A 17,454-nucleotide genomic window follows, 5' to 3' on the forward strand; every position below is an offset into this window, starting at 1 on the left:
TGAAGAATGGCCACGGACGAAAAGCTCCTCAAGTACCTCAAGCGCGTCACGACCGAGTTGCACAACCTGCGCAAGCAGGGCTCATCGCATGCGGGTGAGCCGATAGCGATCGTGGGTATGGCGTGCCGTTTGCCGGGTGGGGTGGCGGGGCCGGCGGATCTGTGGCGGTTGGTGTGTGAGGGCCGGGACGCGGTGTCGGGGTTCCCCGACGACCGGGGCTGGGAACTGGAGGGTCTGTTCGACCCGGATCCGGACCACCCGGGCACCTCCTACACCGATCAGGGCGGTTTCCTTCGGGGGGCGGGGCTCTTTGATGCGGGGTTCTTCGGGATCTCGCCGCGTGAGGCGTTGGCGATGGATCCGCAGCAGCGGTTGCTGTTGGAGGCGTCGTGGGAGGCGTTGGAGGACGGCGGTATCGACCCGGTGTCGTTGAAGGGCACCGATGTCGGGGTGTTCTCCGGCGTGTGTGGTCAGGGCTACGGGGCCGGTTCCGGCGGTGTCGCACCGGAGTTGGAGAGTTTCACCGGCACGGGTGTCGCGGGGAGTGTGGCGTCGGGTCGGGTGTCGTACGTGTTCGGGTTCGAGGGTCCGGCGGTCACTGTGGACACGGCCTGTTCGTCGTCGTTGGTGGCGATCCATCTGGCGGCGCAGGCGCTGCGTCAGGGTGAGTGCTCGATGGCGCTGGCCGGCGGCGCGATGGTGATGTCGACGCCTGGCACCTTTGTGGCGTTCTCCCGGCAGCGGGGCATGGCCGCGGATGGGCGGTGCAAGGCGTACGCGGACGGCGCGGACGGCATGGGTCTGGCCGAGGGTGTGGGTGTGGTGGTGCTGGAGCGGTTGTCGGTGGCGCGGGAGCGTGGGCATCGGGTGCTGGCGGTCGTACGGGGCAGCGCGGTGAACCAGGACGGTGCCTCGAACGGCCTGACGGCACCGAACGGTCCTTCGCAGCAGCGGGTGATCCGCAGGGCGTTGTCCGGTGCGGGTCTGGTCTCGGCGGACGTGGATGTGGTGGAGGGGCATGGGACCGGGACGGCTCTGGGTGATCCGATCGAGGCGCAGGCGTTGCTGGCCACCTACGGTCAGGGCCGTGACCTGGAACGGCCCTTGTGGCTGGGGTCGTTGAAGTCGAACATCGGTCATACGCAGCAGGCCGCGGGCGTGGCCAGTGTGATCAAGATGGTGCAGGCGCTGCGGCACGGGGTGATGCCGCCCACGCTGCATGTGGAGGAGCCCACGAAGGAGGTGGACTGGTCGGCGGGTGCCATCGAGCTGCTGGCGGAGGCGCGTGAGTGGCCGCGCAACGACCGTCCACGCCGGGCCGGGGTCTCCTCGTTCGGGATCAGCGGGACGAACGCCCATCTGATCCTGGAGGAAGCACCGCCGGAGGACGCGGAGCCTGACCCCGAACAGCCGGCGTCTGCGGGTGCCGTGTCCTTGGTGCTGTCGGCGCGGAGCGTCGGTTCCCTGGCGGGTCAGGCCGGTCGGCTGGCGTCGCTCGTCGAACGCGCCGGTGGGGTGTCGTTGGCGGGTGTGGCGGGTGCGTTGGTGTCGAGGCGTGCCCTGTTGGGTGAGCGTGCGGTGGTGGTCGCGGGTTCGTCCGAGGAGGCGTTGGCCGGGCTGACGGCGCTGGCGCGGGGTGAGAGTGCGGCTGGTGTGGTGAGTGGAAGGGCTGCCGGTTCGGGCGCGCCGGGAAAGGTCGTGTGGGTGTTCCCGGGGCAGGGATCCCAGCGAGTCGGAATGGGCCGGGAGCTGTACGAGCGGTATCCGGTGTTCGCGGAGGCGCTGGACGAGGCGTGTGCGCAGTTGGACGCGTGTCTCGCCGGGTGGGTTGATCATCCGGTACGGGATGTGGTGCTGGGCAGGGTGACCCCGAGCGCCGTGCTTCTGGACCAGACCGTGTTCACGCAGGCGGGGCTGTTCGCGCTGGAGAGCGCTCTGTTTCGGCTGGTGGAGTCCTGGGGCGTGCGGCCGGACGCGGTGATCGGACATTCGATCGGCGAGGTTGCTGCCGCGTATGCGGCGGGTGCGCTGTCGTTGCCGGACGCGGCACGAGTGGTCGCGGCCCGCGGCTGGCTGATGCAGGCACTGCCGCCGGGCGGCGCGATGGTCGCGGTGGCCGCCGGGGAGGACGAGGTCGCCGGGCTCCTGGGAGAGGGCGTGGAGGTCGCGGCGGTGAACGGCCCGTCCTCGGTGGTGCTCTCCGGCGACCAGGACGCGGTCCTCGCGGTGGCCGACCGGTTGCGGGAGCGGGGATTCAAAACGAAGCGGCTGGCGGTTTCGCACGCGTTCCACTCCCTGCGGATGGAGCCGATGCTTGCCGACTTCGCCGCCGAACTGAGCGAGGTGGAGTGGCGGCCGCCCGTGATCCCGGTGATCTCGAACGTGAGCGGCCGGCCGGCCGAACCCGGGGAACTCGCCGACGCCCAGTACTGGGCGAGGCATGTCCGGCGGCCCGTGCGGTTCGCCGACGGGATCGCCGCCGCGGTGCGGTACGGCGGCGCGCTGTTCGTGGAACTGGGTCCGGGCGCCGCCCTGTCCGGCTTGGTCGAGGAGACAGCCACCGCTACGACGACCGAGGCGACATGTGTCGCGGCCCTGCGAGACGGCCGTTCCGAAACGCAGACCCTGCTGGCTTCGGTGGCGGAGCTGTTCGTCCGGGGTGTGACCGTGGACTGGGGCAAGGTTCTGCCGGGTGGGGCGGGATCCGCGCCGGTCGACCTGCCGACTTACGCCTTCGACCATCAGCACTACTGGATCCAGATGGCAGGTTCGGCGACGGACGCGGAGTCGTTGGGTCTGGCGGGGGCTGATCATCCGTTGTTGGGCGCGTCGGTGCGGTTGCCGCAGTCCGATGGGTTGGTCTTCACGTCGCGGTTGTCGTTGCGGTCGCATCCGTGGCTGGCCGATCACGCGGTCGGCGGCGTGACGATTGTCCCCGGTACCGGGCTGGTGGAGTTGGCGGTGCGGGCGGGTGACGAGGCCGGGTGCAGTGTCCTGGATGAGTTGGTGATCGAGGCGCCGCTCGTGGTGCCCGAGCGAGGCGGGGTCCGGCTCCAGGTCGCGATCGGCGGACCGGACGACACAGGCTCGCGCACCGTGGACGTGTACTCCCTGCGGGAAGACACCGCCGACCATGACGGCGCGGACGCGTGGACACGGCACGCCACTGGCATGCTGTCGTCGGCGACCGCCCAACCAGGTGGCGTGGGTTCCGCGTTCGACTTCGGCACCTGGCCGCCGCCCGGCGCACAGCCGTTGGACGTGGACGCCGGGGATTTCTACGACGGTCTGCTCGAGCGCGGTTACGCCTATGGTCCGGCGTTCCAGGGCCTGCGGGCGGCGTGGCGACGCGGCGAGGAGATCTTCGCCGAGGTCGCTCTGCCCGAGGAACAGCGTAAGGAGGCCGACGGGTTCGGCATTCACCCGGCGCTTCTGGACGCGTCCCTGCACGCAGGGATGCTTGCCGCCGCGTCGGACACGACGGAGGAGACATCCCCCGGCGAGCCTGTACTGCCGTTCGCGTGGAACGGCCTCGTGCTGCATGCCGTGGGTGCCTCGGCGCTGCGGGTACGCCTGGCGCCGGGAGGACTTGGCGCCGTGTCGCTTGCGGCGGCGGATGAGGCCGGTGGCCTCGTGGTGACGATGGACTCGCTGGTGTCCCGGCCGGTGTCCGCCGAGCAGTTGGGTGCTGCGGTGGTGGATGAGAGCCGTGATTCGTTGTTCGCGGTGGAGTGGGTGGAGTTGCCTGCGGCTGAGGGGGTGGAGGTGTCGCCGTCGTGGGTGGCGGTGGCCTCTGCGGACGAGGTGACGGCGCTGGCCGCGAGCACGGATGTTCCGGCGGTGGTGGTTCTGGAGGCTGTCGGTGGTGGCGGGGTGGACGCGGTGTTGGCGTTGTCGTCCCGCGTGTTGGGGGTGGTGCAGGCGTGGTTGTCGGCCGGGGCGGTGTTGGAGGAGTCGCGGTTGGTGGTGCTGACCCGGGGCGCGGTACCCGCTGGCGGTGAAGCGGACGTGAGTGACCCGGCGGGAGCGGCGGTGTGGGGTCTGGTTCGTGCCGCGCAGGCCGAGCACCCCCATCCATTCGTCCTGTTGGACATCGATGCCGATGCCGATGCTGGTGTGGAGCGGGTCCTGGGTTCGGCATTGGCCAGTGGGGAGCCGCAGGTCGCCACGCGTGGCACGGTGCTGACGGTCCCTCGACTCGTGCGCAGCGCACATCAACATGCCTCCACGGGCGCGGTGTTCGGGCTGGAGGGGACGGTCCTGGTTGCGGGCGCGGGGTCGTTGGGTGGTCTGGTGGCCCGGCATCTGGTGGCCAGGCATGGCGTGCGGCATGTGCTGCTGGCCAGCCGTCGGGGTCCGGATGCCGAGGGTGTGCCGGAGTTGGTCGCCGAGCTCAGTGAGCAGGGGGCGTTGGTCTCGGTCGCGGTCTGTGATCTGTCCGACCGTGACCAGGTCCGGGCGCTCCTGGCGTCGGTGCCGGACGAGCACCGCCTGACGGGCGTGGTTCACACAGCCGGTGTGCTGGACGACGGGGTGATCGGGGCGTTGACCCCGGAGCGGCTGGCGGGGGTGTTCGCGCCGAAGGTGGACGCGGTCCGGCACCTCGACGACCTGACCCGTGACATGGACCTCGACGCGTTCGTCGTGTTCTCGTCCGCCTCGGGGGTGTTCGGGTCGGCGGGGCAGGGCAACTACGCGGCGGCGAATGCCTTCCTGGACGGGTTGATGGCCAACCGTCGGGCGGCGGGCCTGCCCGGCCTGTCCCTCGCCTGGGGCCTGTGGGAGCAGACAGCCGGCATGACCGCTCACCTGGAGGGTGTCGACCAGGCGCGTGCGAGCCGTGGTGGCGTGCTGGCGATCCTGGAGACGGAGGGTGTGGAACTGTTCGACGCCGCCCTCACCTCCGGGCAGGCGTTGCTGGTGCCGATCAAGCTGGACCTGCGGGCGCTGCGAACCCAGGCCGGGGCCGGCGGTGGTCTGCCGCATCTGCTCCGCGGTCTGGTGCGGACGGGGCGGCAGGTCGCGCGGGCGGCATCTTCCACCGACGGTGGACTGGCGCGACGGCTGGCCGGACTGGCCGAGGCCGAGCAGGAGTCGCTGCTTCTCGATCTGGTGCGTGCCCAGGCCGCGGCCGTGCTCGGGCATGCCGGGCCTGCCGGTGTCCGGGCGGACACGGCGTTCAACGAGGCCGGGTTCGACTCGCTCACTTCCGTGGAACTGCGCAACCGACTGCGTGAGGCGACCGGTCTCAAGCTGCCCGCCACGCTGATCTTCGACTACCCGGCCCCGCTGCCGCTCGCCCGCTACCTGCGCGACGAGCTCGGTGACACGGTGGCGAGCACTCCCTCGGCTGCTCCGGCGGTTGCTGCGGATCCCAACGAACCGATCGCGATCGTCGGGATGGCGTGCAGGCTGCCCGGCGATGTGGCGGACCCCGAGGATCTGTGGCGGTTGGTTCACGAGGGCCGTGAGGGCATGTCGCCCTTCCCTGAGGACCGGGGCTGGGATCTGGAGGACCTGTTCGACCCGGACCCCGACAGCGTGGGCACCTCGTACACCAGCCAGGGCGGATTCGTACGCGGAGCCGGGCTCTTCGATGCGGGGTTCTTCGGGATCTCGCCGCGTGAGGCGCTGGCGATGGATCCGCAGCAGCGGTTGCTGTTGGAGGCGTCGTGGGAGGCGTTGGAGGACGTCGGTGTCGACCCGTCGTCGTTGAAGGGCACCGACGTCGGGGTGTTCTCCGGCGTGTCCAGTCAGGGCTATGGGGCCGGTGCCGTCGCGCCGGAACTGGAGGGCTTCGCGAGCACGGGTACCGCGTCGAGTGTGGCGTCGGGCCGGGTGTCGTATGTGTTCGGGTTCGAGGGTCCGGCGGTCTCCGTGGACACGGCGTGTTCGTCGTCGCTGGTGGCGATCCATCTGGCGGCCCAGGCGCTCAGGCAGGGCGAGTGCTCTACGGCGCTGTCCGGCGGCGTCACGGTGATGGCGACACCCGTCAGCTTCGTGGAGTTCTCCCGCCAGCGAGGCCTGGCAAGGGACGGGCGGTGCAAGGCGTACGCGGACGGCGCGGATGGCACGGGCTGGGCCGAGGGTGTGGGTGTGGTGGTGCTGGAGCGGTTGTCGGTGGCGCGGGAGCGTGGGCATCGGGTGCTGGCGGTGCTGCGGGGCAGTGCGGTGAATCAGGACGGTGCGTCGAACGGCTTGACGGCGCCGAACGGTCCTTCGCAGCAGCGGGTGATCCGCAGGGCGCTGGACACGGCGGGACTCACGCCCACGGACGTGGACGTGGTGGAGGGGCATGGGACCGGGACGGCTCTGGGTGATCCGATCGAGGCGCAGGCGTTGCTGGCCACTTACGGGCGGGACAGGGATCCGAAGCGTCCGTTGTGGTTGGGGTCGTTGAAGTCGAACATCGGTCATACGCAGGCGGCTGCGGGTGTGGCGGGCGTGATCAAGATGGTGCAGGCGCTGCGGCACGGGGTGATGCCGCCCACGCTGCACGTGCAGGAGCCCACGAAGCAGGTGGACTGGTCGGCGGGTGCGGTGGAGTTGTTGACCGAGGCGCGTGAGTGGCCGCGCAACGGTCGTCCGCGCCGGGCCGGAGTCTCCTCGTTCGGGATCAGCGGTACGAACGCGCATCTGATCCTGGAGGAAGCGCCTGCCGTTGATGGGGAGGAGACGCGGGAGCCGCTGGTGCGGGGTGGTGTGGTGCCGTTGGTGGTGTCGGCGGGGAGTGCGGGTTCGCTGGCGGGTCAGGCGGGGCGTCTGGCGTCGTTTGTGGAGTCGGGTGCTGGTGGGGTGTCGTTGGCGGGTGTGGCGGGGGCGTTGGTGTCGGGGCGTGCGCTGTTGGGTGAGCGTGCGGTGGTGGTGGCCGACTCGGGTGAGCAGGCGTTGGCGGGGTTGCGGGCGCTGGCGCGCGGCGAAGGCGGTCAGGACCTGGTGGCTGGTAGTGCGTCTGGTTCGGGTGTGCCGGGCAAGGTCGTGTGGGTGTTCCCGGGCCAGGGTTCGCAGTGGGTGGGGATGGGCCGGGAGTTGCTGGATTCTTCGCCGGTGTTCGCTGAGCGCATCGCGGAGTGTGGGGCTGCGCTGGAGCGGTGGGTGGACTGGTCGCTGGTGAAGGTTCTGCGGGGTGAGGTTGAGCCGGGGTTGTTGGAGCGGGTGGATGTGGTGCAGCCGGCGAGTTTTGCGGTGATGGTGGGTCTGGCTGCGGTGTGGGGTTCGGTGGGGGTGGTGCCGGATGCGGTGGTGGGTCATTCGCAGGGTGAGATAGCGGCGGCGTGTGTGGCGGGTGTGCTGTCGCTGGAGGATGCGGTGCGGGTGGTGGCGCTGCGCAGTCAGGCCATCGTGGATGAGTTGGCGGGGCGCGGTGGGATGGCGTCTGTTGCGCTGAGTGAGGAAGCGGCGGCCGTCCGGCTGGCCGCGTGGGCGGATCGGGTGGAGGTGGCTGCGGTCAATGGCCCGGCCTCGGTGGTGATCGCCGGTGACGTTGCCGCGCTTGACGAGGCGCTTGAGGCGTTGTCGGGGGAGGGTGTCCGGGTGCGGCGGGTGGCGGTGGATTACGCCTCGCACACCCGGCATGTCGAGGACATCAGGGACACGTTGGCTGATGCGCTGGCGGATGTGCATGCCCAGGCACCCAATGTTCCGTTCTTCTCGACCGTGACCGGTGATTGGGTCGAGGACGCTGGTGTTCTGGATGGTGGTTACTGGTATCGGAATCTGCGGGGTCAGGTGCGGTTCGGTCCTGCCGTGACCGATCTGCTGGCGCAGGGCCATGGTGTGTTCGTGGAGGTCAGTGCGCATCCCGTCCTGCTCCAGCCGATCAGCGAGGTCGTGGACGCGACGCAGGCGGATGTGGTGGTGACGGGTTCACTGCGCCGTGAGGATGGCGGGATGCGGCGCCTGTTGGCATCGATGGCCGAACTGTTCGTCCGGGGCGTGACCGTGGACTGGGCCAAGGTTCTCCCGCAAGCGGCGGTCGACGAGCGGGTGGACCTGCCGACTTACGCCTTCGACCATCAGCACTATTGGCTTCAGCCGGCCGTGCAGGCGACGGACGCGGAGTCGTTGGGTCTGGCGGGGGCTGATCATCCGTTGTTGGGCGCGTCGGTGCGGTTGCCGCAGTCCGATGGGTTGGTCTTCACGTCGCGGTTGTCGTTGCGGTCGCATCCGTGGCTGGCCGATCACGCGGTCGGTGGTGTGGTGCTGGTTCCGGGTACCGGGCTGGTGGAGTTGGTGGTCCGGGCGGGTGATGAGGCCGGGTGCAGTGTCCTGGATGAGTTGGTGATCGAGGCGCCGCTCGTGGTGCCCGAGCGTGGCGGGGTCCGGCTCCAGGTCGCGATCGGCGGACCGGACGAGACCGGCTCGCGCACCGTGGACGTGTACTCCCTGCGGGAAGACACCGCCGACCATGACGGCGCGGACGCGTGGACACGGCACGCCACCGGCATGCTGTCGTCGGCGAACGCCCAACCAGCTGACCGCGGCGATGGGTTCGACTTCGCCGCCTGGCCGCCGCCCGACGCGGAGCCGGTGGATATCAGCGACGGCTATGGCCTCCTGGCCCAGGGAGGCTACGGGTACGGTCCGGCGTTCCAGGGGGTGCGGGCGGTGTGGCGACGCGGCGAGGAGGTCTTCGCCGAGGTCGCTCTGCCCGAGGAACAGCGTAAGCAGGCCGGCAGGTTCGGCATCCATCCCGCGCTGCTGGACGCTGCCTTGCACTCGACCATGCTGAACGCTGTGGCGGCGGTCATGGCCGAAGGCCAAGGCCAAGGCCAAGGCCAAGGCCAAGGCCAAGGCCAAGGCCAAGGCGACGGCGAATCGGGCGGGCTGGAGCTACGGCTGCCGTTCGCGTGGAACGGGCTGGAACTGCACGCGGCCGGTGCCTCGGTGCTGCGTGTGCGGGTCGGACGACCCGAGCGCGACGCACTGTCGCTGGAGGCGGTGGACGAAACCGGCGGCCTGGTGGTGACGATGGAGTCACTGGTGGGCCGGGTGGTGTCGGCCGAGCAGCTGGATACGGCGGCCGGCTCGGCGCGTGCGCACTCGCTGTTCCAGGTGGGGTGGACCGCGCTGCCCCCGGTGCGTGGAATGGAGCCGACACCGTCCTGGGTCGCGGTGAGCACCGCGGAACAGGTGGCGACCCTGGCCGACGACGTGGCATCGGGCGCGGCAGCCCCGGCGGTGGCGGTTCTGGAAGCCGTCGGTGGCGACGGCGAGGAGCCGGTACTGGTTCTGGCCTGCCAGGTCCTGGAAGTGGTGCAGTGCTGGCTGGCCGGGGCGGGACTGGAGGAGTCGCGGTTGGTGGTGCTGACCCGGGGCGCGGTGCCGGCCGGCGGTGAAGCGGATGTGAGTGACCCGGCGGGAGCGGCGGTGTGGGGTCTGGTTCGTGCCGCGCAGGCCGAGCACCCCGACCGGATCATCCTGCTGGACATCGATCCTGCCTCCGGCGACACATCGGGAGCCGCGTCGGCGTCGGGGTCCGCGGTCGGATCCGGGTCGGGGTCCGAGGTCGGATCCGGGTTGGGATCCGCCTTGGACTCGGTGCTGGGAGCGGTGCTGGCCAGTGGTGAGCCGCAGATCGCGGTGCGCGGAACGACCCTCTCGATGCCCAGGCTGGTCCGTGCCACTGATGAAGTTTCGGATGTTCCGGCGGTGTTCGGTGCGGAGGGAACGGTTCTGGTGTCGGGTGCGGGCTCGTTGGGTGCTTTGGCGGCCCGGCATCTGGTGGCCCGGTACGGGGTGCGGCGTCTGCTGCTGGCCAGTCGTCGGGGTCCGGATGCCGAGGGTGTGCCGGAGTTGGTCGCCGAGCTCAGTGAGCAGGGGGCGTTGGTCTCGGTCGCGGCCTGTGATCTGTCTGATCGTGAGCAGGTCCGGGCCCTGTTGGCGTCGGTGCCGGACGAGCACCGTCTGACTGGCGTGGTGCACACCGCGGGCGTGACCGATGACGGGGTGATCGGCACATTGACCCCGGAGCGGTTGGCGAGGGTGTTCGCGCCGAAGGTGGATGCGGTGCGGTATCTCGATGAGCTGACCCGTGGTCTGGCTCTTGATGCGTTCGTCGTCTATTCGTCCGTGTCGTCTGTGTTCATGGGTGCGGGCAGTGGGAGTTATGCGGCGGCGAACGCGTTCTTGGACGGGTTGATGGCGGGCCGTCGGGCGGAGGGGCTGCCGGGTCTGTCCCTGGCCTGGGGGTTGTGGGAGCAGTCGGCCGGTATGGCGGCGGGTACCGATGATCTCACCCGGGCGCGGATGAACCGGCGTGGTGGTCTGCGGGCGATGACGTCGGTGGAGGGGATGGAACTCTTCGATGCCGCTGTGGGGTCCGGGCGGGCGTTGTTGGTGCCGGCGAAGCTGGATCTGCGGGGGGTGCGGGCCGGTGCCGCGGCCGATGGTGGGATTCCGCACCTGTTGCGGGGTCTCGTCCCCTCGGGGCGGCAGCTGGCGCGGGCGGCGGGTACCGGTGACGAGCAGCGCCAGCTCTCCGGCCGGCTGGCCGGACTGCCCCCCGCCGAGCAGGCACAGGTCCTGCTCAACCTGGTGCGGGCTCAGGTGGTCGCCGTTCTGGGCTACCCCGCGACCCACCACATCGACGTGGACCAGGGGCTCTTCGAGATCGGCTTCGACTCCCTCACCGCCATCGAGCTGCGCAACCGCCTTCGCAACGCCACGGAAAGGAAGCTCTCGCCCAATCTCGTCTTCGACTATCCGACGCCAGGAATGCTCGCCGGCCATCTGCACGAGCTGATGTGCGGCGAACAGGCGTCAGCCCATGGAGCGATCTCGGTATGAAAGAGGGTGACGATGTGTTCGACGTGGGAAAATATCTTCAGCGGATAGGCTGGAGCGGAGAGGCCGGTGTGGACATCGCGACATTACGCGCACTGCACAAGAAGCACCTCATGGCGATTCCGTACAACGGCGCCGGCCAGGATCTCAGAAACGGGATACGCCTCGTCGACCTCGACGAGAACGCATTGTTCGAGACGAGCATTGTCAACCGGCAGGGCGGGACCTGTTTCGAGCTGGCCCGGCTGTTCCACCGGCTGCTCGGCGAACTGGGCTACGACGTCACGCTGATGGCGGGAAGTACGGCCGAAGGCCGGGAGAACTTCGGGCTGGACGTCGAGCACATGCTCAACCGTGTTGCCCTGGACGGCGCTGAATGGCTCGTGGACGTCGGCTACCCGGGGCCCTCCTTCATCGAGCCATTGCTGGTCACCGACTCGGTGCAGACCCAGTACGGGTGCCAGTACCGGCTGGTCGACCACGAGTCCGGGTTCGCTCTCCAGCGCCGGGGAAGGGTCAGCCGGTGGAGCGTCGTCTACACCTTCACGAGGAAAGCCCGGCAGTGGAGCGACTGGCAGGAGCTGGAGGACCGTCTCAACCGGGAGTTCGCGTCGGACGGGTCCGAAGCGTGCCCGATCGCGCGGGGAACGGACCGCCTCTTCCGGGAGATCGAGGCGGACACGAGAGCGTACGACGGTCAGGACGTTCTGTGCGGCCGGACTTTCGACGACGGCCAGATCGTACTGAAAGGGCGACGCTATCTGACGGTCCGTGACGGTCGCGAGGAAGTGCACACGATCACGGACGACGGCGAGCACCGGAAGCTGGTCTCCCGCATTCTGTCGGGCGAGTTCAGCTGAATTCGGAAGGGGAATCCGATGGTGAAGGACACGGCTGACGTGATGCCGAGCGGCGGTGCCGACGCAGCGCCGCGCGGCCGAGCGGAACGGGCCGAGACGCCACTGCGCACGGCGGCGGGCCGGTAGAGACGCCATGACCTCCGTCCCGCTGCGCCTCAGAGATCATTCGTACGACGTGCTCATCGGCCCGGGGGCACGCACGTCGCTCGCCGAGGTCGTCCGACGGCTGGGCGCCAGACGGGCCGTCGTCGTGTCGGCCCGGCCTGCGCCATGGGTGCCCGACACCGGGGTGGAGACCCTGCTGCTGCCGGCCCGGGACGGTGAGCGGGACAAGACCCTCGCCACCGTGGAGGCCTTGTGCGGTGAGTTCGCACGGTTCGGGCTCACCAGGTCCGACGTCGTCGTCTCGTGCGGTGGCGGGACGACCACCGATGTGGTCGGGCTGGCGGCCGCGCTCTACCACCGTGGCGTGCCCGTGGTGCACCTGCCCACGTCGCTGCTTGCCCAGGTGGACGCCAGTGTCGGCGGGAAGACGGCGGTGAACCTTCCGGCCGGCAAGAACCTGGTCGGCGCGTACTGGCAGCCCAGCGCGGTGCTGTGCGACACCGAGTATCTGTCGACCCTGCCCCCGCGGGAGATGCTGAACGGTCTCGGTGAGATCGCCCGGTGCCACTTCATCGGAGCGGCGGACCTGCGTGGGCTGCCGCCGGCGGAACAGATCGCCGCCAGTGTGACGCTCAAGGCGCGGATCGTGGAGATGGACGAGCGGGACACCGGAGTACGGCACCTGCTCAACTACGGTCACACGCTCGGCCACGCGCTCGAGAGGGCGACCGACTTCGCGCTGCGGCACGGCGAGGCGGTGGCGGTCGGGACGGTTTTCGCTGGTGTACTCGCCGGTGTACTGGGCCGTGTCCCTCAGGCCCGTGTGTCGGAACACCGGGAGGTCGTCCGGTACTACGGTCTGCCCACCGCCCTGCCCGTCGAGGCCGATGCCGCGGCTCTCGTACGTCTGATGCGGCACGACAAGAAGGCGATCACCGGACTCGCCTTCGTGCTGGACGGACCGAAGGGCGCGGAACTGGTGAGCGACGTGCCGCGGGAAGCGGTCGAGCACGCCCTGGACCGGATGCCCCGAGCACCCCTCGCCGATCTCGTCGGCGAAGCCACGCTCGGTGCCTCCACGACCGATACGGCCAGGAAATGAGGCACTTTCGGCGGTGGCCGGCTGATCTCGGCGGACCGGCCGGCGCGCATCACGCGTCGGTGGACCAGCTGCTGGCGGGCAGACTGGAGGCGGCGCTGGCCAGGCCCGCCGCTCAGCAACCGGTCTGGCCGGACCCCGAGCGGGCGAGAGAGGCGAGGGCATCGCTGAGCCGGGCCGAGCCGATCGTGACGCCGGCCGAGACCGCACGGCTGGCCGGTCGGCTCGCGGCGGTCGCGCGCGGGGAGGCGTTCCTGCTCCAGGGGGGTGACTGCGCCGAGACGTTCGCCGAGAACAGCGAAGCCCATCTGCGGGCCAACCTGCGGACTCTGGTGCACATGGCCGCCGAACTCACCCGCCGGGCAGGACTGCCCGTCGTCAAGATCGCCAGGATGGCCGGGCAGTACGCCAAGCCCCGCTCCAAGGCCGTGGACGCGCGGGGCCTGCCCGTCTACCGCGGCGACATGGTGAACTCCGTCGAGCCCACACCCGAGGCCCGGACGCCCGATCCCCACCGGATGCTGAGGGCCCACGCCGACGCGGCGGACGCGAGGGCTCTGGTCCACACGTTCCGCCGAAGCCATGAGGGCGACGACATCTACGTAAGTCACGAAGCGCTCCTGCTCGACTACGAGCGGTCCTTGCTGTGGGCCGACATCAGCGGGCCGGAACCTCGTCTGTCCAGCGGGCTGGGGCACTTCCTGTGGATCGGCGAGCGCACCCGTCGGCTCGACGGCGCGCACATCGCGTTCGCGGAACTGCTCTCCAACCCGATCGGCCTCAAGCTCGGGCCGGGCACGACCCCGGAGAAGGCGGTCGAATACGTGCGGCGGCTCGACCCGCACGGTGAACCGGGGCGGCTGACACTGGTGAGCCGGATGGGACACACACGGGTCCGCGATGTCCTGCTGCCGATCGTGGAGAAGGTCGCCGCCTCCGGTCACCAGGTGATCTGGCAGTGCGATCCGATGCACGGCAACACCTACACGTCGGCCAACGGATACAAGACCCGCCAGTTCCGGCACATAGCCGACGAGATCGCCGGCTTCTTCGCAGTGCACCGACGGCTGGGCACCCACCCCGGCGGCATTCACGTCGAGGTGACGGGCGACGACGTCACGGAGTGCGTGGGGGGTGCCGCGGGCATCTCGGAGGCCGACCTGCCCGCCCGCTACCGCACGGCCTGCGATCCCCGGCTCAACGCGGAGCAGTCGATGGAACTCGCGGTCCGCGTCGCGGAGATGGTGGCGGACGGCGTCGCGGAGAAGAAGGTGAGGCTGCGATGACCGGCCATCCGCCCGGCACGCCCCTCACGGGCACCACCCGGCTGTACGCCGTCCTGGGCGATCCCGCCGCCCGGGTCCAGGCGCCCACCCTGATGGATCCGGTCTTCGCCCGCCCGGGCATCGACGCGGTGCTCGTCCCCGTGCACGCCCGGCCGCGGGACCTGGAGCACATCGCGTGCTCGACGGGCAACTGGGCTCCCATCAGGTCTTCTTCGGCCTGAACCGAGCGTTGCGGCGACTACCGGACCGAGGGATGCGGGGGCGACCGGCAGAGCTCTACGTTGGACCTGTTGTCCCAGCTTTCCTCGCACCGCACATGACGCTGCACGGGGCGGAGCGTGCGCGTCTTCCGCGATCCCGAGTCAGCCATGTTTGGAGAGACATGAACGTGCGACAAGCGCCGGAGTTCCCCCAGTGGCCTCAGTACGACGAGGGCGAGCGGGAAGGCCTTCTCCGTGCGCTCGAGCAGGGCCAGTGGTGGCGGATGGGCGGAAACGAAGTCGACTCCTTCGAGCGGGAGTTCGCCGAACACCACGGTGCCGCCCACGCCCTCGCGGTCACGAACGGAACCCACGCGCTGGAACTCGCCCTTCAGTGCATGGGGGTCGGTCCGGGATCCGAAGTCGTCGTCCCGGCGTTCACGTTCATCTCCTCCTCCCAGGCGGCGCAGCGACTCGGGGCCGTCGCCGTCCCCGTGGACGTCGACAGACACACCTACTCCCTCGACGTGGCCGCGGCCGCGGCGGCGGTGACGCCGCGGACCCGGGTGATCATGCCCGTCCACATGGCGGGATTCATGGCGGACATGGACGCGCTGGCGAAGCTCTCCGCCGACACGGGCGTCCCGCTGCTCCAGGACGCCGCGCATGCCCACGGCGCTCGCTGGCGGGGAAAGCGGGTCGGCGAGCTCGGCTCCGTCGCCGCGTTCAGCTTCCAGAACGGCAAGCTGATGACCGCGGGCGAGGGCGGCGCCGTGCTGTTCCCGGACACGGAGATGTACGAGACCGCGTTCCTGCGGCACAGTTGCGGACGGCCTCGCGCCGATCGCCGGTACCTGCATGAGATCGCCGGCTCCAATCTGCGGCTCAACGAGTTCTCCGCAGCGGTATTGCGCGCGCAGCTGGGGCGCCTGGACGCCCAGTTGAGTACCCGTCAGAAGCGCTGGGCGCTGCTGAGCCGCCTGCTCACGCCGATCGACGGCGTCATCCCGCAACGAGGTGACGAGCGTACCGACTTCCCCTCGCACTACATGGCGATGTTCCGGGTGCCGGGCATCGGGGAGGAGAACCGCAACGCCCTGGTCGACCGGCTGGTGGCGGCCGGGCTTCCGGCGTTCGCGGGCTTCCGCGCGATCTACCGCACCGACGCCTTCTGGGAGATCAACGCCCCTGACGCGAGCCCGGACGAGATCGCCGAGCGCTGCCCCGTCACGGAGGCCATCAGCCAGGACTGCGTCTGGCTGCACCACCGCGTGCTGCTCGCCACCGAGCAGGACATGCACCGGACGGCCGCGATCGTCGCGGACGCTGTGGCCGCCGTATGAGCGTCAGGGTGGCCGTCGTCGGACTCGGCTGGGCAGGACGGGAGTTGTGGCTCCCGCTGCTGAGGGAACACACCGGGTTCGACGTGGTGGCCGTCGTCGACACCGAACCCGCGGCGCGGGCCGCGTTCGAGGGGACGCCGGGCGTCCCGGTGCACCCGTCGGTGGAGGCGCTCACCGCCCGGACGGTGGACCTCGCCGTCGTCGCCGTACCCAACCACCTGCACGCCGAGGTGGCCGGCGCCCTGCTCCGGAAGGGCATTTCCGTCTTCCTGGAGAAGCCGGTGTGTCTGACCTCCGACGAGGCCGACACCCTCGCCGCAGCCGAACGCGGGGGCGGCGGCATGCTGCTCGCGGGCAGCGCCGCCCCTTACCGCGGGGACGTGGAAGCCCTGGCACGTCTGGTGCCGGATCTGGGCCGGATCCGCCATGTCGACCTGTCCTGGGTCCGGGCGCGCGGTGTACCGCAGGCCGGCGGCTGGTTCACCCGGCGCAGCAAGGCCGGCGGCGGCGTGCTGTTCGACCTCGGCTGGCATCTGTTCGACACGCTCACGTCCCTGCTCGGTCCCGCCCGCTTCGCACAGGTCGTCGGCGTGACGTCGGACGACTTCGTCAACGGCGGTGCCTGGGGCGCGACATGGCGTCAGGACCGGCCCGTCGCCGACGCCGTCTCAGACGTCGAGGACACCGCGCGGGGCTTCTTCGTCCGGGACGACGGGGTTTCCGTGTCGTTGTGCGCCGGCTGGGCGTCGCACGAGGCGCTGGACGTGTCCCGGATCCAGGTGACGGGCAGCGCCGGGACCGCCGAGCTGAGGTGCACCTTCGGATTCAGCCCTCACCGCCACCCCCGGTCGGAGCTGACCCTGACCCGGGAAGGCGCCACGACTTCGATCCCGGTGCCGGACGAGCCGATCGGCTACGAGTACAGGCGGCAACTGGACGGCCTCGCCGTGATCCTGACCGAACCGGACAACCGCGGCAGGGCCATCGGCGAGGCCCGTACGACCGTCCGGGGCATCGAGGGTTTCTACGCGTCGGCCCGTTCCCCGCACGCCCGCAAGGTGGTGGGGATCGCGTGACAGCCCCCAAGACCGGGCGGTCGGCAACCGTGACGGAGACACTGCCACCGGTCAGGCGTGCCGTGATCTTCGACCTGGACGGAGTCCTCGTCGACAGTTTCGCGGTGATGAACGAGGCGTTCGCCCTCGCGTACGAGGAGGTGGTGGGCGAGGGGCCCGCGCCCTTCGAGGAGTACCGACGCCACCTCGGGCGCTACTTCCCGGACATCATGCGGATCATGGGTCTGCCGCTGGAGATGGAGGAGCCGTTCGTCCGCGAGAGCTACCGGCTCGCGCACCGGGTGCCGGTCTTCGAGGGCATTGTCGAGCTGCTGCTGACGCTGCGGGTGCGGGGGCTCCGGCTCGCGGTCGCCACCGGCAAGAGCGGGCCGCGGGCACGCTCCCTCCTCGAACAGCTGGGTCTGCTTCCCTTCTTCGCCCATGTGATCGGCTCGGACGAGGTCGAGCACCCGAAGCCGGCCCCGGACATCGTGCTGCACGCGCTCGACCTGTTGGGGCTGCCCGCCGAGCAGGCCATCATGGTCGGCGACGCACCGACCGACCTCGCCAGCGCCCAGGGCGCCGGAGTGACCTCGGCCGCCGCACTGTGGGCCGTGTCCGATGTGGACGAACTGCTCGCCGCCCGGCCGGCCGCCGTCCTGCGCCGCCCGGCCGACCTGTTGGCACTGTGCCGGTCCGTGCCCCGCGACTGAGGACCACC

8 protein-coding genes are annotated in these 17,454 nt (G+C 70.2%); all 8 read left to right on the top strand.

Going from position 1 to position 17,454, the window contains the following annotated elements:
- Positions 1-6: 6 nt before the first annotated feature.
- The 8 genes from OG933_RS40775 (at position 7) to OG933_RS40810 (ending at position 17,446) form a co-directional block, all read left to right on the top strand.
- Positions 7-10,788 carry a type I polyketide synthase gene (locus OG933_RS40775; RefSeq protein ID WP_405632153.1) on the top strand — a complete coding sequence of 3,594 codons (10,782 nt, stop codon included), beginning with the start codon at positions 7-9 and terminating at the stop codon, positions 10,786-10,788.
- Positions 10,785-11,645: an arylamine N-acetyltransferase gene (locus tag OG933_RS40780; RefSeq protein ID WP_362526356.1), complete on the top strand. Its 861-nt coding sequence runs from the start codon at positions 10,785-10,787 to the stop codon at positions 11,643-11,645. The genes OG933_RS40775 and OG933_RS40780 overlap by 4 nt, the downstream gene beginning before the upstream one ends.
- Positions 11,646-11,778: 133 nt before the next feature.
- A complete protein-coding gene (locus tag OG933_RS40785; protein WP_362526359.1) occupies positions 11,779-12,852 on the top strand; it encodes a 3-dehydroquinate synthase family protein in 1,074 nt (357 codons plus the stop codon).
- A gap of 59 nt (positions 12,853-12,911) precedes the next feature.
- On the top strand, positions 12,912-14,135 hold the full coding sequence (locus tag OG933_RS40790; protein ID WP_362526362.1) for a 3-deoxy-7-phosphoheptulonate synthase: 1,224 nt from the start codon (positions 12,912-12,914) through the stop codon (positions 14,133-14,135).
- Positions 14,132-14,356 (top strand): hypothetical protein, encoded by a 225-nt coding sequence (locus tag OG933_RS40795; RefSeq protein WP_362526364.1) that lies wholly within the window; start codon positions 14,132-14,134, stop codon positions 14,354-14,356. The genes OG933_RS40790 and OG933_RS40795 overlap by 4 nt, the downstream gene beginning before the upstream one ends.
- A gap of 161 nt (positions 14,357-14,517) precedes the next feature.
- Positions 14,518-15,678, top strand: coding sequence for a 3-amino-5-hydroxybenzoate synthase (rifK, locus tag OG933_RS40800; RefSeq protein WP_362526366.1), 1,161 nt, complete (start codon positions 14,518-14,520; stop codon positions 15,676-15,678).
- Positions 15,675-16,754, top strand: a complete 1,080-nt coding sequence (locus OG933_RS40805; RefSeq protein WP_362526368.1) for a Gfo/Idh/MocA family oxidoreductase — start codon at positions 15,675-15,677, stop codon at positions 16,752-16,754. The genes rifK and OG933_RS40805 overlap by 4 nt, the downstream gene beginning before the upstream one ends.
- Positions 16,751-17,446, top strand: a complete 696-nt coding sequence (locus tag OG933_RS40810) for an HAD-IA family hydrolase (RefSeq protein WP_405632158.1) — start codon at positions 16,751-16,753, stop codon at positions 17,444-17,446. Before OG933_RS40805 ends, OG933_RS40810 begins: the two co-directional genes overlap by 4 nt.
- Positions 17,447-17,454 lie beyond the last annotated feature (8 nt).

The sequence above is a fragment of the Streptomyces sp. NBC_00016 genome (genome assembly GCF_045040885.1).
GTDB lineage: Bacteria > Actinomycetota > Actinomycetes > Streptomycetales > Streptomycetaceae > Streptomyces > Streptomyces coriariae.

Coding starts and splice junctions, on each gene's coding strand:
- OG933_RS40775 (WP_405632153.1), top strand. CDS start 7: ATGGCCACGGACGAAAAGCTCCTCAAGTACCTCAAGCGCGTCACGACC.
- OG933_RS40780 (WP_362526356.1), top strand. CDS start 10,785: ATGAAAGAGGGTGACGATGTGTTCGACGTGGGAAAATATCTTCAGCGG.
- OG933_RS40785 (WP_362526359.1), top strand. CDS start 11,779: ATGACCTCCGTCCCGCTGCGCCTCAGAGATCATTCGTACGACGTGCTC.
- OG933_RS40795 (WP_362526364.1), top strand. CDS start 14,132: ATGACCGGCCATCCGCCCGGCACGCCCCTCACGGGCACCACCCGGCTG.
- rifK (WP_362526366.1), top strand. CDS start 14,518: ATGAACGTGCGACAAGCGCCGGAGTTCCCCCAGTGGCCTCAGTACGAC.
- OG933_RS40805 (WP_362526368.1), top strand. CDS start 15,675: ATGAGCGTCAGGGTGGCCGTCGTCGGACTCGGCTGGGCAGGACGGGAG.